Origin of the sequence: Methylobacterium sp. AMS5 (assembly GCF_001542815.1) — a bacterium.
Taxonomy (GTDB): domain Bacteria; phylum Pseudomonadota; class Alphaproteobacteria; order Rhizobiales; family Beijerinckiaceae; genus Methylobacterium.
Map to the genome: position 1 here is coordinate 1,498,593 of NZ_CP006992.1, position 20,686 is coordinate 1,519,278.

Genomic DNA, 20,686 nt, shown 5'->3' on the forward strand with positions numbered 1-20,686 from the left:
CCTGCGCCGTCGGCCACACGCCATGTGCGCAAGCGCATCCGCCGGAGGGGATGGATTCGGCGGGTCAGACCGTTTGGTAAGCGCGTCACCAACACAGCAAGGATGAAAGGACAACCGCCCATGTTTCCTCAGGTTCTGACCGACGGTTACCGCAGCTTCCTTGGCGAGCGGCTGCCGAACGAACGGCGCAAGTACGAGACGCTCGGCAAGGAAGGCCAGGAGCCTGAAGTGCTTCTGATCGGCTGCTGCGACAGCCGCGTCGCCCCGGAAGTGATCTTCGATACGGGCCCGGGCCAGATCTTCACGATCCGCAACGTGGCCAACATCGTGCCGCCCGCCGAGCGCGACGGCGGCTATCACGGCACCTCTTCGGCGATCGAGTTCGCGGTGCAGGCACTGAAGGTGAAGCACATCGTCGTGCTCGGCCACGCCACCTGCGGCGGCATCAAGGCGGCCGGTCTCGGCGCCGACCCGCTCTCCGCGGGCAACTTCATCGGCCGCTGGGTCTCGCTGGTGAAGCCGGCCAAGGAGAAACTCACCGCATCCGGCGACACCCCGGACAAGGACGGCTTCCTCACCCGCCTCGAATACACGATGATCGGGCAGAGCCTCGAGAACCTGATGACCTTCGACTTCATCCGCGAGGCGGTCGAGGCGGGCAAGCTGCATCTGCACGGCGCGCATTTCGGCATCGAGACGGGTGAACTGCGCATCCGCGATCCGAAGACCGGCGAGTTCGAATCCGTGGTCTCCCGCGACGGCCAGACGCTCGCGGCGTCCGCCCTGATCGGCTGCACCGCGGCTTAAAACAGCCTGTGTGAGGTCTTCTGCGGCCGTCCCCATCGGTCTCGTATGCCAACACGAGGTCCGCTCGGCGGGGAGCCGGGTGCAGAGCCGGTGCAGGCAGGCCTGGACGAAGCGGTCCGCTCTCCGGAGCGGGCCGTCTCGTCGGGACGTCGGGATGCGACGCCGACCCGCGGGGGCTCGTGGGAATCGGTTGGCATTGGCGGACGGGCGGCGGGGCGAGCGCTGCCGACCGGCTTTGCGCCTTCTATTCCTGCCCGGCGGCCTCGACCGCCCCCGCGCGGCGCCGGTCGAAATAGGACACGGCGCTCTGCTGCGGCAGGGCGAGCGCGTCGCGGTAGGCCGCCGAGGCGAGCGCCGCGAAGGGGCCGTTGCGGTAGAAGCGGGCATGGTGGCCGTAGGTGATCGTGGCGCCGTCGGGCCCGACGACGTGCCCGCCGGCCATGGTCAGCACGTGGTCGCCGGCCGCCGTGTCCCACTCCATGGTGGGGACGCAGCGCACGTAGATGTCCGCCTCGCCCGCCGCGATCAGGCAGAACTTGAGCGCCGAGGAAGCGACCCGCCGCTCGCCGACCGGCAGCTGTTCCAGGCAGGCATCGGTGTCGCTGTCGCCGTGCAGGCGGCTGACGAGGGCGACGAGACCGTCGGCGGGGGCCGGGCGCACGCTCACCGGCCGGAACGTGCCCGGCCGCCCCTCGCGGATCGGCGCCTCGCGGGCGGTGGTGCCCGCCGCCCAGACCCGGCCGAGCCCCGGCGCCGCCAAAGCGGCGGCGACCGGGCGGTCTCCCTGAATGAGGCCGATATTGACGCAGTACTGTTCGCTGCCGGCCAGGAAGTCGCGGGTGCCGTCGAGCGGATCGACGAGGAAGAACAGCGAGGCGGGCTGCGCGGTGCAGGAGGTCTCCTCGGCGATCACCGGGATGCCGGGGAAAGCGTGTCCCAGGGCCGTGACGATCAGCTCCTCGGAGCGGGTGTCGGCGAGGCTGGCCGGCGAGCCGTCGGGCTTGATGACGTGCGGGCAGTCGCTGCCGTGATACCCCCGCAGGATGCGCCCGGCCTCGCAGGCGATTCCGGCCAGTTGCTCCGCGATGGCGTCCCGCATCGCGGCCGGAACGGGGGCCGTCAGGGATGCCGGCGGGACGGCCAGGGTGGGAGCGGGGGCGGTCATCGCAATGTCTTCAATGAAGGAAAGGGGCTTGTCGATCCGAAGCCTGAGCAAATCCGGTGCGCAAGCCTGCGTGACCCGGTCCCCATGAGCGCCGGTTGCGGCGAATTGGGGACACCTGTGCCGTCGCGGCGGCCTTGTCCGGGAAAGGCGCGCCGCAATGGGGATCGACGATTGGCCGTGGCGCCCTCGCGCGCGACCGGCGAGCCGGACGGATTGATGTCGCCGGCTTTCCAAAGCGGCCGCCGGTGACTATTCGCTTGGCCCTATCCGGTGTCCGCGGCATCCGAGGGGGCAGGCCACCTCCGCGATCGACGACACCTCGCGACACCACTTTCGAATAGCCGGTTTCGACAACCGGGAACGGAGCGCGCCATGAGCGGTAGTATGAGCGGTACCAGCAGCCTCACCCTCGACGCCCTCGATCTCTCGGCGCTGCTGTGCTCGCGCGTGTGCCACGACGTGATCAGCCCGATCGGCGCGATCGTGAACGGGCTCGAAGTGCTGGAGGACGACGACGACCCCTCGATGCGCGAATTCGCGCTGGAGTTGATCCGCAAGAGCGCGCGCACTGCCTCGGCCCGGATCCAGTTCGCCCGTATCGCCTTCGGCGCGGCGGGCTCGGCCGGCGCCTCGATCGATCTGGCCGATGCCGAGAAGGTCTCGAAGGCCATGTTCGCCGACGAGAAGACGCAGATCGCCTGGAGCGCGCCTCAGGCGCTGTTTCCGAAGAACAAGGTCAAGCTGCTGCTCAACCTCGTGGTGATCGCCTCGAGCGCGATCCCGCGCGGCGGCCTGATCGACGTGGCGGTGACCGGCGGCGGCGATGCTCCGCGCTTCATCCTGCGCGCCAAGGGCAGCCATGCGCGCATCCCGCCCCATGTCGAGGGGCTGATCGCCGGCACGCCCGAGGGCGGCACCGTCGATGCCCACGGCATCCTGCCGTTCTATGCCGGCCTCGTCGCCCGCGCGGCGGCGATGGACGTGCGCTTCACCATCGAGGGCGACGAGGTGACGGTCGCCGCCACGCCGACCGAGGCCGCGGTCGGGCTGCCCGGCGCCCCCGCCCCCAGCATCGAGGACGAGCGCCCCTCCGACAGCGCCCCGCCGGATACGCAGCTCGCCTGACGCGGCCGACGCCGCAACCAACCCACGGGAAAGCAAGCCGAGGCGGGTTCGCGCAAATTCTTGCAGCCGTCTTCTCAAAACAATTGTGAAGTCGGCCCCACCCTCAACGCTTCAATAACTTTCCGAGGCGAGAGTGCTCGTCGCACGTCCCTTTGTGCGCGTAGACGAGTACCCCCCATGGACGATCTGCTTCGCGAGTTTCTGGTCGAGAGCGCCGAGCATCTGGACACCGTCGATGCGGAGCTGGTCCGTTTCGAACAGGACCCCAATAACCAGCAGATCTTGCGCAACATCTTCCGGCTCGTCCACACCATCAAGGGGACGTGCGGGTTTCTCGGTCTGCCGCGCCTCGAAGCGCTGGCGCACGCCGCCGAGACCTTGATGGGGCGCTTCCGCGACGGCTATCCCGTCAGCGGCGCCTCGGTCACGTTGATCCTGGCCACCCTCGACCGCCTCAAGGCGATCCTGGGCGACTTGGAAGCCACCGGCTCCGAGCCGGGCGGCGCCGACGAAGACCTGATCGGGGCCCTGGAGAAGATGGCCTCCGAGGAATCGCCCGTCGCCGCGGCTCCGCCGCCGCTTCCCGAGCTGCCGCCGATCGTCGAGCGCGAGCTCAAGCCCGGTGAAGTCTCGCTGGACGATCTCGAACGGGCTTTCATGGAAGCCCCCGGCCCCGACGACTTTGCCGCCGCGCCCGCCATGGACGCTCCGGCGCACGTCTTCGACGCGGGCGAGCCCGCTTTCGACAGCGCCCCCGAGCCCGCGGCCCCGGCTCCGGAGCGCCCTGCGGCCACCGCGGCCGCGTCGCCCGCCGCCGAGGGCGGTGAGAGTGCGGTGGCCGCCAAGGTGCAGACGATCCGCGTGAACGTCGACACCATCGAGCACCTGATGACGATGGTCTCGGAACTGGTGCTGACCCGCAACCAGCTCCTCGAGATCGCCCGCCGTCACGAGGATTCCGGCTACAAGGTCCCGCTCCAGCGCCTCAGCCACGTCACGGCCGAGCTGCAGGAAGGCGTGATGAAGACGCGCATGCAGCCGATCGGCAATGCGTGGCAGAAGCTGCCCCGCGTCGTGCGCGACCTCTCGGCCGAACTCGGCAAGGGTATCGACCTCGTGATGTCGGGCGCCGAGACCGAACTCGACCGCCAGGTGCTCGACGTCATCAAGGACCCGCTCACCCACATGGTGCGCAACTCGGCCGATCACGGCATCGAGTCCACCAACGAGCGCATCAAGGCCGGCAAGCCCGCCCGTGGCGCGATCCGTCTCTCCGCCTACCACGAGGGCGGCACGATCACGATCGAGATCGCCGACGACGGCAAGGGCCTCGACCTCGCCGCGATCCGCAAGAAGGCGGTCGAGCGCAACTTCGCGCCCGCCGCCGACATCGAGCGGATGACCGACGCGCAGGTCGCGAAGTTCATCTTCCACGCCGGCTTCTCCACCGCCAAGGCGGTGACCTCGGTCTCCGGCCGCGGCGTCGGCATGGACGTTGTCAAGACCAACATCGAAACCATCGGCGGCGTGGTCGACATCGCCACCGAACTGGGCAAGGGCACGACCTTCACCATCAAGATCCCGCTGACGCTCGCCATCGTCTCGGCGCTGATCGTCAAGGCCGGCGCACAGCGCTACGCCGTGCCGCAGATTGCGGTGCTGGAGCTGGTGCGGGTCGATCCCAAGGGTGACAACACCAGCGCGAACTCCATCGAGCGCATCCACGGCGCGCCGGTGCTGCGCCTGCGCGAGCGGCTCCTGCCGATCGTCACCCTCAACGGGCTGATGCGCGGGCAGGCGACCGTCGAGGAGGGCGAGGTCGTGGAATCCGGCTTCGTGGTGGTGGCTCAGGTCGGCCGGCAGCGCTTCGGCGTGCTCGTGGACGAGGTCTTCCACACGGAAGAGATCGTCGTGAAGCCGATGTCGTCGAAGCTGCGGCACATCCCGCTCTTTGCCGGCAACACGATCCTCGGCGACGGCGCCGTGGTACTGATCGTCGATCCCAACGGCGTCGCCAAGCTGGTGGGCCAGAGCGCCCAGTCCGGCGCGGCGACGGAGACCGAGTCCGAGGAGGTCGAGGCCGGCGACGCCAAGGCGACGCTCCTCGTGTTCAAGGGCGGCGGCGGCGGCTTCAAGGCGGTGCCGCTCTCGCTCGTCACCCGGCTGGAGGAGATCGACGCCTCGAAGATCGAGCATCTCGGCGGGCGTCCGCTGATCCAGTACCGCGGCCGCCTCATGCCGCTGGTGCCGGCCGATCCGGCGGTTCCGATCCGCTCGGAGGGCAGCCAGGCGCTGGTCGTGTTCTCCGACGGCGACCGGGCGATGGGCCTCGTCGTGGACGAGATCGTCGACATCGTCGAGGAGCGCCTCGACATCGAGATCTCGGCCGACCGCTCCGACCTCATCGGCTCGGCGGTTCTGCGGGGCCGGGCGACCGACATCATCAACATCGCCCACTTCCTGCCGCTCGCCTACGACGACTGGGCGCGGGGCCCGCGCAAGTCGGTGGTCAAGGCGCCCTCGCTCCTGCTCGTGGACGACTCGGCCTTCTTCCGCGACATGCTCACCCCCGTCCTCAAGGCGGCGGGCTACGGCGTGACGACCGCGTCCTCCGCCGAAGAGGCACTCGGTCTGCTCAAGGGGAGTGCCAGCATCGACCTCGTGGTCAGCGATCTCGACATGCCCGGCCGCAGCGGCTTCGACCTCGTCGCCGCCATGCGCAAGAGCGGCGGGCGGCTTGCCGCGATGCCGGTGATCGCGCTCACCGGCACGGTCGCCCCCGACGCCATCGAACAGGCGCGGCGCCTCGCCATCAGCGATCTCGTCGCCAAGTTCGACCGCAGCGGCCTGATCGCGGCGCTCGCCGAGATCGGCGAAGCCGCCCAAGCGGCCGATGCCCGCGCCGCTGCCTGAACCACGAACGGACCGGAAGAGGATACGCCGCCATGCAGGCCGCCAACGGAAACACCGTTCCCACCGACACCACCGACTACGTCACCGTCTTCGTCGGCGAGACGATGTTCGGGCTCACCATCGACCGGGTGCACGACGTGTTCGTGCCCGCCGGCATCACCCCGGTGCCGCTCTCGCCCCGGGAAATCGTCGGCCTCCTGAACCTGCGCGGACGGGTCGTCACGGCCCTGTGCCTGCGCCGCCGCCTCGGCATCCCCGGCCGCGAGGCGGGCGCGGCCGAGATGGCGATCGGCCTGGAACAGGCGGGCGAGACCTTCGCGCTCATCGTCGACGGTGTCGGCGAGGTGCTGAAGCTCGGCGCCGACACGCAGGAGCCGGTGCCGATCAACCTCGATCCCCGCTGGCGCGACCTCTCGCTCGGCGTCCACCGTCTCGACGGGCGCCTCCTGGTCATCCTCGACGTCGATGCGCTGCTCGCCTTCGGCGATGCCCGCGAGGCGAAGGTCGCCTGAAGCCAAGGGATGCGCGCATGATGACCGGCCCGACCAAGAACTCGACCAAGAACCCGGCGAAGACGGCGCTGATCGTCGATGACTCGGCGGTGATCCGCAAGGTCGCCCGCCGCATCCTGGAAACCCTCGACTTCAGCGTCCGCGACGCGGAAGACGGCGTCACGGCGCTGGCGATGTGCGCGGAAGCGATGCCGACGGTGATCCTGCTCGACTGGAACATGCCGAACATGGACGGCTACGAGGTGCTGCGGCACCTGCGTCAGTCCCCGCTCGGCGACCAGCCGAAGGTTCTGTTCTGCACCACCGAGAACGATCTCGGCGCCATCGCCCGGGCGCTCCGCGCGGGCGCCGACGAGTACATCATGAAGCCCTTCGACCGGGAGATCATGATGGCCAAGCTCGATCAGGTCGGCTTCGCGGTCCATCCGTCCGTAGCCGCCTGATCCGTCTCCGGGGGTTTGCCCAGGCCTCCGCCCTTCATTTCGCTCCCCCGGAAACGAGTTCCCCCATGTCGGCATTCCCGGCCGTCGCACAGGCTCCGGCGGCGCGCAGCCCGATCAAGGTGCTGGTCGCCGACGATTCGGCGGTGGTGCGCGGGCTCGTCTCGCGCTGGCTCGGCGAGGCGGGCCACGAGGTGGTCGCCACCGCGCCCAACGGCCGCGCCGCCGTGGACGCGCTGGCCCGCTGCAACCCCGACGTGGTGCTCCTCGACATCGAGATGCCGGAACTCGACGGCATCCAGGCCCTGCCCCTGATGCTCGCCAAGCAGCCGGGGATCCAGGTCGTGATGATGTCGACGCTGACCCAGCGCAACGCCGATGTCTCCTTGCGCTGCCTCGCGCTCGGCGCGGTCGATTACATCCCCAAGCCCGAGAGCAACCGCGGCGTCACCACCTCGGACGGCTTCCGCAACGACCTGATCGAGCGCATCCGGGTGTTCGGGGCCGCCCGCGCCCGGCGCCGGCCCGCGCCGACCGCGGTCGAATCCGCCTCCTCCGCAGCGCCCGCCGCACCGGCCGTCTCGCGCCTGTCAGGCACGGTGACGCTGCGGCCGAAGCCGCGCACCGTGGTGCCGCCGCGCGCCCTGCTGATCGGCTCCTCGACCGGCGGCCCGCGGGCGGTCGGCGAGGTGCTGGAGAAGATCGGCGCGGCCACGCTCCGGCGCCTGCCGGTGCTGATCGTCCAGCACATGCCGCCGGTCTTCACCGCCGTCTTCGCCGAGCATCTCGGCGCCCGGATCGGGCTGCCGGCCGCCGAGGGCAAGGCCGACGAGCGGTTGCAGCCCGGCCGCATCTACGTCGCCCCGGGCGGGCGCCACATGCGGCTCGCAGGCTCCGCGGCCGAGACCATCATCCGCCTCGACGACGGGCCACCGGTGAACTTCTGCCGCCCGGCGGTGGACGTCATGTTCCTCGATGCCGCCGCGCTCTACGGCGGGGCGACGCTGAGCGTCATCCTCACCGGCATGGGTTCGGACGGCACGGCCGGCGCCCGCGCGCTGGTGGAGGCCGGCGGCATCATGCTCGCTCAGGACGAAGCCACCAGCACGGTCTGGGGCATGCCCGGAAGCGTCGCCAAAGCGGGCCTGTGCCACGCCGTCCTGCCGCTCCCCGAGATCGGACCGGCTCTGCGCAACGCGATCGCGGAGCGGGTTTGATGACCGAAGCGGATTTCACGTTCCTGCGCGACTATCTCAGGAAGCGCTCCGGGCTCAGCCTCGGCGCGGAGAAGCGTTACCTGGTGGAGAGCCGGCTCACCCCCGTCTGCCGCCGTTTCGGGATCGCGACGCTCACCGACCTCGTCGGCACCCTGCGGGTGTCGCGCGAGGGGGCGCTGGAGAAGGCCGTGGTCGAGGCGATGACCACCAACGAGACGTTCTTCTTCCGCGATCGCGCGCCGTTCGACCTGTTCCGCGACGTGCTGCTGCCGAAAGCCATCGCGGCACGCGCGCCCCAGCGGCGCCTGCGGATCTGGTCGGCGGCGGCCTCCACGGGGCAGGAGCCGTACTCGCTCGCGATGATGATCCAAGAGGCCGCGGCGCAGCTCGCCGGCTGGCAGATCGAGATCGTCGGCACCGACCTCTCGACCGAGGTCTTGGAGAAGGCGCGGCTGGGCCTCTACAGCCATTTCGAGGTGCAGCGCGGCCTGCCGGTGCAGCTCCTCGTGAAGCACTTCACCCAGATCGGCGAGCAGTGGCGGATCAGCCCGGCGCTCGCCGGAATGGTGAGCTTCCGGCCGCTCAACCTGTTGAGCCCGTTCGAGCATCTCGGCCAGTTCGACATCGTCTACTGCCGCAACGTGCTGATCTATTTCGACGCGCCGACCAAGACCGAGGTGTTGGAGCGGATCGCCAAGACGCTCGCCCCCGACGGCGCGCTGCTGCTCGGCGCCGCCGAGACCGTGATCGGCCTCACCGAGGCGCTGGTGCCCGATCCCCAGCACCGCGGACTCTACCGCCAGGCCGCAGCCGCCGGTCGGACGGCGGTGCCCCACCGCCTCGCGGCCGGGTTCTGACGATCGACGTCTCGCGGCGGGCTGCCCGATTGGGTAACCTGCCGCCATGATGCACGACGCGCCGCGGCTGCTGCCCTGCGGAGATACGGCCTTCACCATCGAGTTCGGCTCGGCGATCGATGCGCGCCTCAGCGCCCGCGTGCTGGCCCTCGATACGGCGCTCGCGGAGCGGGCCCTCCCCGGCGTGCTGGAGACGGTGCCGACCTACCGCTCGCTGACCGTCCATCTCGATCCGCTCCGCGCCGATCCGGCCGCACTCGGCCGGGCCGTCCTGGCGCTCGCGGGCGAATTGCTCGCCGTGGTTCCGGCCCCGCGCCTGTGGCGCATCCCCGTGGTCTATGGCGGCGCGTTCGGGATCGATCTCGACGCGGTCGCCGCCCATCACGGGCTCGCGCCCGAAGAGGTGATCGCGCGCCACAGCGCCCCGGAATACCGGGTCGCGATGATCGGCTTCCTGCCGGGCTACGCCTATCTCGAAGGGCTCGATTCCGGGCTCGCCCTGTCGCGCCGGCCCGCCCCGCGCCCGGTCACGCCGGCCGGCACCATCTCCATCGGCGGCGCCCAGGCGCTGGTGGCGAGCATCGCGGCCCCGAGCGGCTGGCATCTTCTGGGGCGAACCCCCGAAAAGACCTTCGTGCCGGAGCGCGACCCCGTCTTCCTGCTCCGCCCCGGCGACCGGGTGCGGTTCGTCCCGACCCCGGCCGGGCGCTGGGACGCGCTCACCGCCGCGGCGGAAGCCGGCGAACCGGTGGCCGAGTTGTGCGAGGGATGAGCGCCCACCTCCATCTCGCCCGCCTCACCGGCGCGGCCTCGCTTCAGGATGGCGGACGGCGGGGCTATCTCCGCTTCGGGCTTTCGGCCTCCGGGCCGATGGACCCGCTCGCCTTCGCCGCCGCCAACCGCCTCGTCGGCAACCCGGCCGATGCGGCGGCGCTCGAACTGGGGCTGGCCGGGGCGAGCCTGCGCGTCGAGGGCGGGGCCGTGCGCCTCGCGCTGGCGGGAGCGCCGAGCGGACTGCGCCTCGATGGCGAGCCGCTCGCCGCGCATCGCTCCTTCGTCCTGCGCGAGGGCTCGGAGTTGACGGTCGAGCGACCGCGCGAGGGCGTGTTCGCCTATCTCGCGGCGGCCGGCGGCTTTCCCGTCCGCAGCGTCATGGGCAGCCGGGCGCTCCACCAGCGCGCGGCACTCGGCGGCCTCGACGGGCGCGCATGCCGCGAGGGCGACCGCCTGCCTCTCGCCGCCCCGGCCTCGGGCGAGGCGGACCACAGCCTCGATCCGATCCCGCTGGAGCGCGAGGCGCCGATCCGCGTCGTCCTCGGGCCGCAGGACGACCTGTTCCCGCAAGCCGGCCTCGCGATATTCTTGGCCGAGACCTTCACGGTGTCGAACCGGGCCGACCGGATGGGCTATCAGCTCGACGGACCGGAGATCGCCCACGGCGCGGGCGGCTTCAACATCGTCTCGGATGCCACCGTGGCCGGCTCGGTGCAGGTGCCGGGTTCGGGCCGCCCCATCGTCCTGCTCGCCGACCGCCAGACCACCGGCGGCTATCCGAAGGTCGCCACCGTGATCTCCGCCGATCTGCGACGGATCGCCCAGCGCCGGCCGGGCGAGACGGTGCGGTTCGCGGCGGTCGATCTCGCCACCGCCACCCGGCTTGCCCGCGAGGCGGCAGCGCGGATCGCGGCCCTGGGCGCCCGCCTCCGGCCGGTCGAGGGCGAGGCCGAGCGGCTGATGGCGGCCAACCTCGCCGGGGCGGCGGTGGACGCTTTGCGCGCGGAGGATTGATCTTTTTTGCCGGGGGCCGAAGCCGGCCCTGACGCGTTATCGGCCCATGTCGCGCAAGCCCAACCCCCCCAAGCCCAACACCTCCGAGCCGCCTCGCCTCGGCTTCTGCTGCACCTTCATCCCCGACCCGGACCCGGCCCACAAAACCTTGAAGGCCGCCAAGGACGCGGCCAAGCTGATGAATCTCGGCACGGTGACGATGGCGCATCTGGAGCGCCTCGAACCCACCGCGCGCTTCGAGAAGCTGGAGGGCGTGGTCCGCCACAACCTCGCGGCGCTGGAACGCCAGATCGCCTGGGTGTCGGCCCGGCCGCCCCTGGAGCGGCTGCTGCGCATGGCGAGTTCGGTGCTCCCCGGCTACACCCATCCGGTGGCAGAGCCGCTTTATGCGCAAGCCCCGATGCGCGCCCTGATCGAGGCCGGCCTCGCGCGGATCGGCGCGCAGGCGCGGGCGGGGGACGTGCGGCTCAGCATGCATCCCGGCCCGTTCTGCATCATCGCCTCGCGCAACCCGAACGCGCAGAAAAACGGCATCGCCGAACTCGAATACCATGCCGAGGTGATGGCGATGCTGGGCTACGGCTCCGGCTGGCACCCGCATGGCGCCCACGTGAACATCCATATCGGCGGGCGCGAGCCCGGCATCGAGGGATTTCGGGATAGCCTGTCGCTGATCTCGGAGACGGCGCGCAACCTGCTCACCGTCGAGAACGACGAGTCGCTGTTCGGCCTCGACGCGGTGCTGCGGCTCGGCGACCGGGTGCCGGTGGTGCTCGATCTCCACCATCACTGGGTCGAGAGCCGCGGCGCCTATATCGAGCCCGATGATCCCCGGATCCCGGCGGTGATCGCCTCGTGGCGCGGGGTGCGGCCGGTGAGCCATATCAGTGTTTCACGGGAAACGGTCCTGCTCGAGCACGATACCGGCACGCTGCCGGACTACGCGGCGCTGTCCGAGCAGGGGCATTCCTGGCGCGATCTGGCCGCCCATTCCGACCTGATGTGGAACGAGGCGGTCAACGCGCTCGTCGCCCGGCACCTCGCCTGGACCGATTTCGAGATCGAGGCCAAGGGAAAGAACCGAGCGAGCGTGCCGCTCGCCGCTCGGATCGGTCGCGACCTGTCGTTGGCCGCGGCCTGACGGCACCAAGCGCGGCTGGGCGGATTTGACCCGGCGGAGCGCGCCCGTCACCATGCTAGCTTCCTCATTCGTGCGCGGGGCTCGTCTGCCCGGCGCCCGCGGGAGCCGCGACCGGACACGATGAGCGAGGCCGAACGGACGAATTCGAGCAGCGGCGATCCACAGGGCGCGACGCGCCGCCGCCTCGACCGGCTGGTGGCGCAGGCGCGGGCTGCGGGCCTGTGGGAGCGGGCTTGGCCGGTGCTGTGGCGCGGGCTCGGCGTCGTCCTGGCTTTCCTCGCCGCCTCCTGGCTCGGCCTGTGGCTCGATTTGTCCCCGGTTGGGCGCATGATCGGGCTCGGGCTCTTCGCCGCCCTGTTCGTCGCCGCTTTGTGGCCGGCCGTTCGGCTCCGCGCCCTGAGCCGGCGCGAGGCGCTTGCCCGGATCGACCGCGAGGCCGCCCGCAAGGGGGGGACGGCGCATGATCCGGCTTCTTCGATCGAGGACACGCTGGCTGTCGGCCAGAGCGATCCGGTCACCCGCGCCCTGTGGGCCCTGCATCAGTCGCGGGCCGCCGCCGCCGTCGCGCGGCTGAAGGCCGGGCGCCCGCGCCCGCATATGCCCGGCCACGATCCGCTGGCGCTCCGCGCGGGCGTCCTCGTCGCGGCGCTGGCCGCCCTGTTCGTCGCCGGCCCCGAATGGCGCGGGCGCGTCGCCGCCGCCTTCGACTGGCGCGAGCCCCAGGCCGCGGCGCCGAGCTTCCGCGTCGATGGCTGGATCGACCCGCCGATCTACACCCGCGTGCCGCCGCTGATCGTGACGATGTCGGGCACCCCGAAGGACCCGGTGCAGCGCCTGCGCGCGCCGGTCAATTCCACCCTGATCGTGCGCATCGCCGGCCAGGGCGAGGCGGAGCTGACCCCGAACGCCGCCCTTGTGCCGGTGGCCAAGGACGAGAAGGACACCGCCGGCCGGCCCGCTCCGCGGAGCATCGTGCAGAACGGCGCGAAGGCCAACGAGACCCGCGCGACCCTGCGGGAGGAGCGCTTTCGGCTCGCGGGCGGCACCGCCGAACTCGGCATCGCCACCTCCGGATCGGAGCCGCAGCGCCTCGTGATCGAGACGGTCCCCGACCGGCCGCCCGAGGTCAGCCGGGTCGGCGACCTCGAAGTGAACGGGCGCGGCACCTTCAATCTCAGCTACCGCGCCAAGGACGATTACGGCATCGCCGCCGCCGAGGGGCTGGTCGAGCCGGTGAAGCCCGGCCGCTCGCTCGTTCCGGTGCCGAAGATCCCGCTCGCGCTGCCGGCCGACGCCACGGGCGAGACCGACACCAAGACGCTGGTCGACCTCACCGACAATCCCTGGTCCGGCGCACGGGTGAAGCTCACCCTCGTGGTGCGCGACGAGGCCGGGCAGGAGGGCCGCACCGAGACCGCCGAGATCGTGCTGCCGGCCCGTCCCTTCAGCCAGCCGCTCGCCCGCGCGCTCGCCGAGGAGCGCCGCCGCCTCGTCACCGCGCCCGACGCGGACCGCGCCCGCGTCCAGACCGCGCTCGACGCCCTGCGGATCGCGCCGGAGCGCTTCACGCCGCAGCCGGCGATCTTCCTCGGGCTCACCACCGCCGCCAGCCGGCTGCGCGCGGCGAAGTCGGACGAGGATCTCACCAACGTCGCCGACCTCCTGTGGGAGATGGCCCTCAAGATCGAGGACGGTGATCTCTCGGATGCCGAGAAGGCCCTGCGCGCCGCCCAGGACCGCCTCAAGGAGGCGATCGAGCGCAACGCCCCGGACGAGGAGGTCAAGAAGCTCACCGAGGATCTGAAACAGGCCCTCGACAAGTTCATGAAGGAGTTCGCCCAGCGGGCGAAGCCGCAGAACCGGCAGCAATCGGAGCGCCAGCAACAGCAGCAGAACGGCCAGACCGTCACGCCCGACGATCTCGAGAAGATGATCAAGGACATGCAGGAGGCGATGCAGCGCGGCGACACGGCGGAAGCCCAGCGCCTGCTCGAACAGCTCCGCAACGTGCTCGAAAACCTCCAGAACGCCGAGAACGGCCAGAAGTCCGACGGCGGCATGGCCGAGATGAACCGGCAGCTCGACGAGCTCGACAAGATGTCCCGCGAGCAGCAGGACCTGCGCGACGAGACCTACAAGGAAGGCCAGCAGGGCCAGCAGCGTCCCGGCCAGCGCCAGCGACCGCAGCCGGGCCAGCAGCAGGGGCAGCAAGGCCAGCGCGGGCAGCAGCCCGGCCGGCAGGGCGAGGGCCAGGAAGGCCAACAGGAGGGGCAGCAGGGCCGCGGCCAGCAGGGGCAGCGCGGCCAGGGCCAGCAAGGTCAGGGCGGCGGGCAGCAGGGCCAGAACATGGGCCAGCGCCAGCAGGGCCTGCGCGAGCAGCTCCAGGATCTCAAGAACCGGATGAAGCAGCAGGGGCTTCAGGGGGAAGAGGGGCTGGCGGATGCCGAGGAGGCCATGCGCGAGGCCGAGGAATCCCTCGGCCAGGGCCGCAACGGCGACGCGGTGGACGCGCAGGGCCGCGCCCTCGACGGGCTGAAGCGCGGTGCCGAGGGCATGCAGAAGCAGATGCAGCAGATGGCCGAGGGCCAGGAGGGCGAGGGCCAGCAGGAGGGCCAGTCCCAGGGCCGGCAGGGCCGCTCGGGCTCCGCCGACGACGACCCGCTCGGCCGTCCGACCCGTGGGCGCGACCTCTCGAACGGCAACGTGCGGGTGCCCAATGCCGACGAATCCGCGGTCCAGCGCGCCCGCCGGATCATGGAGGAGTTGCGGCGCAAGCTCGGCGACCCCTCGCGCCCGCAGGAAGAACTCGATTACTTCGAGCGTCTGCTCCGCCGGAACTGAACCCCGCCGATCGACCCCCATTTCGGGCCGTGCTCGCGCGGGCACGGCCTCTCACGAGATCAACGACCCATGTCTGCCAACCAGCTTGTTCTCCTCGCCTGCCTCGCCGTGGCCGCCGTGCTGCTCTTGGGCCTCGTCAACATGATGCGGGGCGGCAGCGCCAACGTCTCGCAGAAGCTGATGCGCCTGCGCGTGCTCCTGCAATTCGTCGCGATCATCGTCATCATGGGCGTGGTCTGGTGGCGGGCCGCCTGACCGCCCACCCCGGCGCGCTCAATCCTTCGCGCGCTCGAAGGTCACGATGCTGCGGGTCTCGCCCCTGTCGGCCCAGTTCGGCATCACCCGCCAGGGGGTGAGTACCTGCAGCCGGTCGCCGTCGAGCGTGAACATCCGGGTCTGCTGCGTGCCGACCCACTTCGGATCCCAGGCGACGTCGAGATCGGCGGTCCAGCTGTCACCGTCGAGGCGGAATTTTCCGGAGTATGAGACGAGGGTGCCCATCAGGGCCGCGCGCTCCGCCTCGGTCTCGGCGGGCTTGCGGCCCTCCCCGGTCAGGACGAAGAAGACGCGCTTCTCCGGCGTGAAATAGGCGTAGCCGGTCGGGTGCGCGCCCATCACCGGCAGCTTCTCGCCGTCCTTGCGGACCTCGACCTCGTAGGAGACGAGCTTCCACAGCCCGGTCAGCCGGGCCCCGTCCGCCGCCCGGGCCGGCTGCAGGCCGGCGGCCAGAACCGCTGCGCCCACCATCGCCATCGTCGTCCGCATCGCTTCCCCCCGGCTCCGGCACGTCCCCGACACGGGATCGCCCACCCCAACGCGAGAGGCGCGCGGTGGATGCATGATCGCGGCTCACGCACCCTGCGCGGTCACCGCCTCCGACGGACGCGTCCGTGACGTGACCGGCGATGCCGGCTCCCGACCGGAGTGTGGCGTCGGCGCCCCACCGGGCGGCCAAAAGCGTTGGAGCCGGATGAATCCGCGGGCTGCGTCCGGAGCGGCATGATATTCGAGGCGGGTTGAAACGGACGGACCGCCCGCCGATGAAGTCACCCCTTGCCCGGATTCTCGTCGGCGCCCTGGCCGCTTCGGCTGTCACGGCCACGCAGGCCGCCGATCTCGGCGCCGCCCGGGCTCCCGCTCCGCCGCCCTACTTCGCCCCCGTCCAGCCCTACTCCATCGTCTCCGAGGTCCGCATCGGCGGTTCGGTGCAGGATCCGGGCAGCGCCGAGGGCAAGCTGCCGGGCTTCAGCACCGCGAACGTCAACGGCGAGATCCTGTTCGCCAAGCCGTTGATCACCACCGATCCGTTCTGGCAGGCCTTCGTGCCGCGGCCCACCGTCGGCGGCAGCTACAACACCGGCGGCCGCACCAGCTACGCCTATATCGGCGCCACCTGGACCGTGGATCTCTTCCCCGAGACCCTGAACCGGCGCGTCTTCCTCGAAGGCTTCTTCGGCGGTGCGGCGCATAACGGCTATACCGGCCTGAAGGCGAATGCGCCCTACGGCTTCAACGCGCTGGGCTGCAATCCGCTGTTCCGCGAGGCGGCGGCGCTCGGCTTCCGCATCGACGCGCACTGGAGCGTCATGGCCACCGTCGAGCACATGTCGAATGCCGGCCTGTGCGGCGACAATCGCGGCCTGACCAATTTCGGCGGCAAGCTCGGCTACACCTTCTGACCAAAAGCCGCTTTTGCGGCTTGCCAGAGTTTTACGGGTTGCAAAGGCCCGCCGGGCGCGAAACATCGCCCGGCGGGTCTTCTCTTTGAAGAACACTTAAAGGCCCGCGGGAGAGACGCCGTGGTCAAGCTCAACCGCATCTACACCCGCACCGGCGACCAGGGGACGACCGGGCTCGCCAACGGCGAGCGCCGCTCCAAGGCGGACCTGCGGGTGGAGGCCTACGGCACGGTCGACGAGACCAATGCCTGCATCGGCCTCGCCCGCCTCACCGCCGAGCCCGCCCTCGACGCGATGCTGGCGCGCATCCAGAACGACCTGTTCGATCTCGGCGCCGACCTCGCCACCCCGCCGAGCGACACGCCGCTGGGCTACGAGCCCCTGCGGATCGTGCCCGCTCAGGTGCAGCGGCTGGAGGCGGAGATCGACGCGCTCAACGCGAACATCCCGCCGCTGACATCCTTCGTCCTGCCCGGCGGTTCGGCCACGGCCGCCGCGCTCCACCTCGCCCGCACGGTCTGCCGCCGCGCCGAGCGGCTGGTGGTCGCGCTGTCGGGCGTCGAGAGCGAGGCAATTTCGGGGGAAGCCCTGCAATATCTCAACCGGCTGTCGGACTTCCTGTTCGTGGCCTCCCGCGCGGCCAACCGCGACGGCGCCGACGACGTGCTCTGGGTGCCCGGCCAGAACCGGTGAATCGCCGCGGGTCACGCCCCCGATAAGGCGCGTTGACAAGCGGGAAATCGCCTCGTTACGGTCCCGCCGCCCTGACAATCCCATCGATCGCGGTCAAGCGGGTCCGAGAGCCGTCCGTCAAGTGACGCCGGGACTTCGCAGGAGCGGAGGAAAGCGACAGCCATGAAGGTTCTGGTGCCCGTCAAGCGGGTCGTCGATTACAACGTGAAGATCCGCGTCAAGGCCGACGGGTCGGGCGTGGAACTCGCCAACGTCAAGATGTCGATGAACCCCTTCGACGAGATCGCCGTCGAAGAGGCGATCCGTCTGAAGGAAAAGGGCAAGGTCACCGAGATCGTCGCCGTCTCGATCGGCCCGCAGCAGGCCCAGGAGACCCTGCGCACCGCGCTCGCCATGGGCGCCGACCGGGCCATCCTGGTCAAGACCGATGTGAATTGCGAGCCGCTCGCCGTTGCCAAGGTGCTGAAGGCGATCGTCGGACGAGAGAGCCCGAATCTCGTCATCCTCGGCAAGCAGGCGATCGACGACGATTCGAACCAGACCGGCCAGATGCTCGCCGCACTCCTCGGCTGGCCACAGGGCACCTTCGCCTTCAAACTCGAATTCGGCGAGGGCGCGATCGACGTGACCCGCGAGGTCGATGGCGGCCTTCAGACCGTGTCGCTCAAGCTGCCGGCGATCGTCACGACGGATCTGCGCCTCAACGAGCCGCGCTACGCGAGCTTGCCCAACATCATGAAGGCGAAGAAGAAGCCGCTGGAGGAGCTGACTCCGGAGGGGCTCGGGATCGACGTCGCGCCGAAGCTGACCGTGCTCAAGGTCGTCGAGCCGTCGGGCCGGCAGGCGGGCGTCAAGGTCGGCTCCGCGGCCGAGCTGGTGCAGAAGCTCAAGGTCGAAGCCGGCGTGCTCTGATCCCGCTCCGATCCTCGCGGCGCCGCTCCCGGCCTCCGGTCGAGCGGCGCGCCTCCCCTCTTGTCGAGAAGTTTCGCCGATGACCACGCTCCTCTACGTCGAGCACGCCAACGGGCAGATCAAGGACGGTACGCTGAAGGCGCTGACCGCTGCCAAGGAACTGGGCGCGCCCATCCACGCTCTGGTGCTCGGCACCGGCTCGAAGGCGGCGGCCGAGGCTGTGGCCAAGTTCGAGGGCATCGAGACGGTGCTGAATTCCGAGGACGGCGCCTACGACCACGACCTCGCCGAGACGACCGCCGCCCTGATCGCCGCGATCGCCGAGCCCTACGACGCGATCGTCGCCGCCGCCACGACCACGGGCAAGAATACCCTGCCCCGCGTCGCCGCGCTCCTCGACGTCGCCCAGGTCTCCGACATCATCAAGGTCGTCTCGCCCGACACCTTCGAGCGGCCGATCTACGCCGGCAACGCGATCCAGACCGTGCAGTCCGGTGCGGGCAAGCGGGTCATCACCGTGCGCACCGCCGCCTTCAAGCCCGCGGAACCGGGCAGCGCCTCCGCCGCGATCGAGGCGGTCTCGGCGGCCGCTCCCGACGCGCTGGGCGCCGCCTACAAGTCGGAAGAGATCGCCAAGTCCGACCGGCCGGAGCTGGCCTCGGCCAAGTTCATCGTCTCCGGCGGCCGTTCGCTCGGCTCGGCGGAGAAGTTCAAGGAGCTGATCGAGCCGCTGGCCGACGCGCTGGGCGCCGCGGTCGGCGCCTCGCGCGCGGCGGTGGATGCCGGCTACGCCCCGAACGATTGGCAGGTGGGTCAGACCGGCAAGGTGGTGGCGCCCGACCTCTACGTCGCGGTCGGCATCTCCGGCGCGATCCAGCATCTGGCCGGCATGAAGGACTCGAAGGTCATCGTCGCCGTCAACAAGGACGAGGACGCGCCGATCTTCCAAGTGGCGGATTACGGGCTGGTCGGCGACCTGTTTCAGGTCGTGCCGGACTTGCAGGCCGAGATCGCCAAGGCCAAGGATCGTTAGACGCATCGGTAGACGGATCGGTAACGCACCTCGCGACACCGTCGAACCGGCTTGGGCGCCTGCGGCTTGAGCCCGGTTTGACGCATTTGTTGCAGTGCCGCATTCTAGAGGTGCGGACGAGAGGACGATGCCGCAGCAGGTAGGACGCGATACGGTTATGGGCATCGAGATCAAGACGGTCGGCATCGTCGGTGCCGGCCAGATGGGGAACGGCATCGCGCATGTCTGCGCGACGTCGGGCCTCCAAGTGCGGCTGAACGACCGCGATCCGCAGCGGATCGATGCCGGTCTCGCGCAGATCGACGCGAACCTCACGCGTCAGGTCCAGAAGGGAACGCTGAGCGACGAGCAGCGCCGCAGCGCCCTGGATCGCATCGCGGCGGCGCGCAGCTACGACGACCTCGCGCCCTGCGACCTCGTCATCGAGGCGGCGACCGAGGACGAGGCGACCAAGCGCAAGATCTTCCAGGCGCTCTGCCCCTCGCTCAAGCCCGACGCCTTGGTCGCGACCAACACCTCCTCGATCTCGATCACGCGGTTGGCTGCGGCGACCGATCGGCCGGACCGCTTCATCGGCATCCACTTCATGAACCCGGTGCCGGTGATGCAGCTCGTCGAGCTGATTCGCGGCATCGCCACCGAAGATCCGACCTACGAATCGGCCAAGGCCTTCATCGCCAAGCTCGGCAAGACCTCGACCATGTCCGAGGACTTCCCGGCCTTCATCGTCAACCGCATCCTGCTGCCGATGATCAACGAGGCGATCTACACGCTCTACGAGGGCGTGGGTTCGGTCGAGTCGATCGATACCGCGATGCGCCTCGGCGCGAACCACCCGATGGGGCCGCTGCAGCTCGCCGACTTCATCGGCCTCGATACCTGCCTGTCCGTGATGCAGGTGCTCTACGAGGGGCTGGCGGATTCGAAGTACCGCCCCTGCCCGCTGCTGGTGAAGTACGTCGAGGCCGGCTGGCTCGGCCGCAAGACCAAGCGCGGATTCTACGATTACCGCGGCGAGACGCCGATCCCGACGCGCTGAGCCTCGCGCTGCGAGAGCGCATTCCGGCGAAAAAGAAAAAGCCGCCCGAGACATCGTCCCGGGCGGCTTTTTCGTGATCGTGCGGCTTGGCCTTACTGAGCCGACTTCTGCGCCGGCTGCGGATAGGCCGGGTTCTCGGCCGGAACGTTGCCGCTGTTGGAGGACGGGGCCTTGTTGACGGAACCCGTGGTTATCTCACGCGAGGATTCCTGGCTCTTGCCGGCGTAATCGGACGTCGTCTCCGCCCGGTTCCAGCTCAGGAGGCCGACTGCGGCCACCGCCAGCAGGACGAGGCTCGCCACCAGCACGTAGAGGACAGGCTTGCCCTTCGCACCCTGGCGGGCATCGGTTTGGGTCTCGATCTGGGCCATGAAATTCCCTCTCTTCCGCCCGACGAAAGGGGCGGCGTCGGCATCGGTTATGCTTGGCCAACGCCGGTCCGGCGCCGAGAGTTCCTGAGTAAGCTGCGCCTTGAGGCTCGTTCCGCATTCGGGACGAAGCTCAAGGTTCTCAGTTCGGCAGCC

General features: G+C 70.1%; 20 protein-coding genes. 17 read left to right on the forward strand and 3 right to left on the reverse strand.

The annotated features are described in order from the left end of the window. The first annotated feature begins 120 nt into the window (after positions 1-120). Positions 121-807 (forward strand): carbonic anhydrase, encoded by a 687-nt coding sequence (locus Y590_RS06835; RefSeq protein ID WP_060769191.1) that lies wholly within the window; start codon positions 121-123, stop codon positions 805-807. A 244-nt stretch (positions 808-1,051) separates the two neighbouring features. On the opposite strand, the gene Y590_RS06840 is transcribed toward Y590_RS06835, so the two are convergent. Beyond that, the gene (locus Y590_RS06840; RefSeq protein ID WP_060769192.1) at positions 1,052-1,972 is read right to left on the reverse strand and encodes a 3'(2'),5'-bisphosphate nucleotidase CysQ family protein; all 921 of its coding nucleotides are present in this window, start codon (positions 1,970-1,972) and stop codon (positions 1,052-1,054) included. A 384-nt stretch (positions 1,973-2,356) separates the two neighbouring features. Between Y590_RS06840 and chpT the strand changes: the two genes are divergently transcribed. The 11 genes from chpT to Y590_RS06895 all read left to right on the forward strand — a co-directional run bounded on the left by chpT (position 2,357) and on the right by Y590_RS06895 (position 15,061). Next, positions 2,357-3,097, forward strand: coding sequence for a histidine phosphotransferase ChpT (gene chpT, locus Y590_RS06845; protein WP_060769193.1), 741 nt, complete (start codon positions 2,357-2,359; stop codon positions 3,095-3,097). A gap of 177 nt (positions 3,098-3,274) precedes the next feature. Continuing rightward, entirely contained in the window at positions 3,275-6,010 is a 2,736-nt protein-coding gene (locus tag Y590_RS06850) for a hybrid sensor histidine kinase/response regulator (protein WP_060769194.1), read from the forward strand. A 32-nt stretch (positions 6,011-6,042) separates the two neighbouring features. Then, positions 6,043-6,522, forward strand: coding sequence for a chemotaxis protein CheW (locus Y590_RS06855; RefSeq protein ID WP_056204746.1), 480 nt, complete (start codon positions 6,043-6,045; stop codon positions 6,520-6,522). Between the two features lie 20 nt (positions 6,523-6,542). Beyond that, complete coding sequence (locus Y590_RS06860; protein ID WP_060772192.1) at positions 6,543-6,965, forward strand: response regulator; 423 nt, start codon at positions 6,543-6,545, stop codon at positions 6,963-6,965. Positions 6,966-7,030: 65 nt separating this feature from the next. Next, complete coding sequence (locus Y590_RS06865) at positions 7,031-8,179, forward strand: protein-glutamate methylesterase/protein-glutamine glutaminase (protein ID WP_060769195.1); 1,149 nt, start codon at positions 7,031-7,033, stop codon at positions 8,177-8,179. After that, positions 8,179-9,036 (forward strand): CheR family methyltransferase, encoded by an 858-nt coding sequence (locus tag Y590_RS06870; RefSeq protein ID WP_060769196.1) that lies wholly within the window; start codon positions 8,179-8,181, stop codon positions 9,034-9,036. The genes Y590_RS06865 and Y590_RS06870 overlap by 1 nt, the downstream gene beginning before the upstream one ends. Positions 9,037-9,082: 46 nt before the next feature. Next, on the forward strand, positions 9,083-9,808 hold the full coding sequence (gene pxpB / locus Y590_RS06875) for a 5-oxoprolinase subunit PxpB (protein ID WP_060769197.1): 726 nt from the start codon (positions 9,083-9,085) through the stop codon (positions 9,806-9,808). Further along, positions 9,805-10,824: a 5-oxoprolinase subunit C family protein gene (locus Y590_RS06880; RefSeq protein WP_060769198.1), complete on the forward strand. Its 1,020-nt coding sequence runs from the start codon at positions 9,805-9,807 to the stop codon at positions 10,822-10,824. Before pxpB ends, Y590_RS06880 begins: the two co-directional genes overlap by 4 nt. A 46-nt stretch (positions 10,825-10,870) precedes the next feature. Beyond that, positions 10,871-11,965 carry a UV damage endonuclease UvsE gene (locus Y590_RS06885; protein ID WP_060769199.1) on the forward strand — a complete coding sequence of 365 codons (1,095 nt, stop codon included), beginning with the start codon at positions 10,871-10,873 and terminating at the stop codon, positions 11,963-11,965. A gap of 120 nt (positions 11,966-12,085) precedes the next feature. Then, on the forward strand, positions 12,086-14,806 hold the full coding sequence (locus Y590_RS06890; RefSeq protein ID WP_060769200.1) for a TIGR02302 family protein: 2,721 nt from the start codon (positions 12,086-12,088) through the stop codon (positions 14,804-14,806). A 69-nt stretch (positions 14,807-14,875) separates the two neighbouring features. Then, positions 14,876-15,061, forward strand: a complete 186-nt coding sequence (locus tag Y590_RS06895) for a twin transmembrane helix small protein (protein WP_060769201.1) — start codon at positions 14,876-14,878, stop codon at positions 15,059-15,061. A gap of 18 nt (positions 15,062-15,079) precedes the next feature. On the opposite strand, the gene Y590_RS06900 is transcribed toward Y590_RS06895, so the two are convergent. Beyond that, positions 15,080-15,571 (reverse strand): lipocalin-like domain-containing protein, encoded by a 492-nt coding sequence (locus Y590_RS06900; RefSeq protein WP_060769202.1) that lies wholly within the window; start codon positions 15,569-15,571, stop codon positions 15,080-15,082. A 275-nt stretch (positions 15,572-15,846) separates the two neighbouring features. On the opposite strand from Y590_RS06900, the gene Y590_RS06905 reads away from it, so the two are divergent. From Y590_RS06905 to Y590_RS06925, 5 genes are all read left to right on the forward strand, one after another. Continuing rightward, entirely contained in the window at positions 15,847-16,485 is a 639-nt protein-coding gene (locus Y590_RS06905; RefSeq protein WP_060769203.1) for an acyloxyacyl hydrolase, read from the forward strand. A gap of 120 nt (positions 16,486-16,605) precedes the next feature. Continuing rightward, positions 16,606-17,178: a cob(I)yrinic acid a,c-diamide adenosyltransferase gene (locus Y590_RS06910; RefSeq protein ID WP_060769204.1), complete on the forward strand. Its 573-nt coding sequence runs from the start codon at positions 16,606-16,608 to the stop codon at positions 17,176-17,178. Between the two features lie 162 nt (positions 17,179-17,340). Further along, complete coding sequence (locus tag Y590_RS06915; protein ID WP_060769205.1) at positions 17,341-18,090, forward strand: electron transfer flavoprotein subunit beta/FixA family protein; 750 nt, start codon at positions 17,341-17,343, stop codon at positions 18,088-18,090. Between the two features lie 79 nt (positions 18,091-18,169). Then, a complete protein-coding gene (locus Y590_RS06920) occupies positions 18,170-19,123 on the forward strand; it encodes an electron transfer flavoprotein subunit alpha/FixB family protein (protein ID WP_060769206.1) in 954 nt (317 codons plus the stop codon). 157 nt (positions 19,124-19,280) lie between these two features. Beyond that, on the forward strand, positions 19,281-20,162 hold the full coding sequence (locus Y590_RS06925; RefSeq protein WP_060769207.1) for a 3-hydroxybutyryl-CoA dehydrogenase: 882 nt from the start codon (positions 19,281-19,283) through the stop codon (positions 20,160-20,162). A gap of 92 nt (positions 20,163-20,254) precedes the next feature. On the opposite strand, the gene Y590_RS06930 is transcribed toward Y590_RS06925, so the two are convergent. Next, complete coding sequence (locus tag Y590_RS06930) at positions 20,255-20,533, reverse strand: hypothetical protein (protein WP_060769208.1); 279 nt, start codon at positions 20,531-20,533, stop codon at positions 20,255-20,257. Between the last annotated feature and the right edge of the window lie 153 nt (positions 20,534-20,686).

Coding starts and splice junctions, on each gene's coding strand:
- Y590_RS06835 (WP_060769191.1), top strand. CDS start 121: ATGTTTCCTCAGGTTCTGACCGACGGTTACCGCAGCTTCCTTGGCGAG.
- Y590_RS06840 (WP_060769192.1), bottom strand. CDS start 1,972: ATGACCGCCCCCGCTCCCACCCTGGCCGTCCCGCCGGCATCCCTGACG.
- chpT (WP_060769193.1), top strand. CDS start 2,357: ATGAGCGGTACCAGCAGCCTCACCCTCGACGCCCTCGATCTCTCGGCG.
- Y590_RS06850 (WP_060769194.1), top strand. CDS start 3,275: ATGGACGATCTGCTTCGCGAGTTTCTGGTCGAGAGCGCCGAGCATCTG.
- Y590_RS06855 (WP_056204746.1), top strand. CDS start 6,043: ATGCAGGCCGCCAACGGAAACACCGTTCCCACCGACACCACCGACTAC.
- Y590_RS06860 (WP_060772192.1), top strand. CDS start 6,543: ATGACCGGCCCGACCAAGAACTCGACCAAGAACCCGGCGAAGACGGCG.
- Y590_RS06865 (WP_060769195.1), top strand. CDS start 7,031: ATGTCGGCATTCCCGGCCGTCGCACAGGCTCCGGCGGCGCGCAGCCCG.
- Y590_RS06870 (WP_060769196.1), top strand. CDS start 8,179: ATGACCGAAGCGGATTTCACGTTCCTGCGCGACTATCTCAGGAAGCGC.
- pxpB (WP_060769197.1), top strand. CDS start 9,083: ATGATGCACGACGCGCCGCGGCTGCTGCCCTGCGGAGATACGGCCTTC.
- Y590_RS06880 (WP_060769198.1), top strand. CDS start 9,805: ATGAGCGCCCACCTCCATCTCGCCCGCCTCACCGGCGCGGCCTCGCTT.
- Y590_RS06885 (WP_060769199.1), top strand. CDS start 10,871: ATGTCGCGCAAGCCCAACCCCCCCAAGCCCAACACCTCCGAGCCGCCT.
- Y590_RS06890 (WP_060769200.1), top strand. CDS start 12,086: ATGAGCGAGGCCGAACGGACGAATTCGAGCAGCGGCGATCCACAGGGC.
- Y590_RS06895 (WP_060769201.1), top strand. CDS start 14,876: ATGTCTGCCAACCAGCTTGTTCTCCTCGCCTGCCTCGCCGTGGCCGCC.
- Y590_RS06900 (WP_060769202.1), bottom strand. CDS start 15,571: ATGCGGACGACGATGGCGATGGTGGGCGCAGCGGTTCTGGCCGCCGGC.
- Y590_RS06905 (WP_060769203.1), top strand. CDS start 15,847: ATGAAGTCACCCCTTGCCCGGATTCTCGTCGGCGCCCTGGCCGCTTCG.
- Y590_RS06915 (WP_060769205.1), top strand. CDS start 17,341: ATGAAGGTTCTGGTGCCCGTCAAGCGGGTCGTCGATTACAACGTGAAG.
- Y590_RS06920 (WP_060769206.1), top strand. CDS start 18,170: ATGACCACGCTCCTCTACGTCGAGCACGCCAACGGGCAGATCAAGGAC.
- Y590_RS06925 (WP_060769207.1), top strand. CDS start 19,281: ATGGGCATCGAGATCAAGACGGTCGGCATCGTCGGTGCCGGCCAGATG.
- Y590_RS06930 (WP_060769208.1), bottom strand. CDS start 20,533: ATGGCCCAGATCGAGACCCAAACCGATGCCCGCCAGGGTGCGAAGGGC.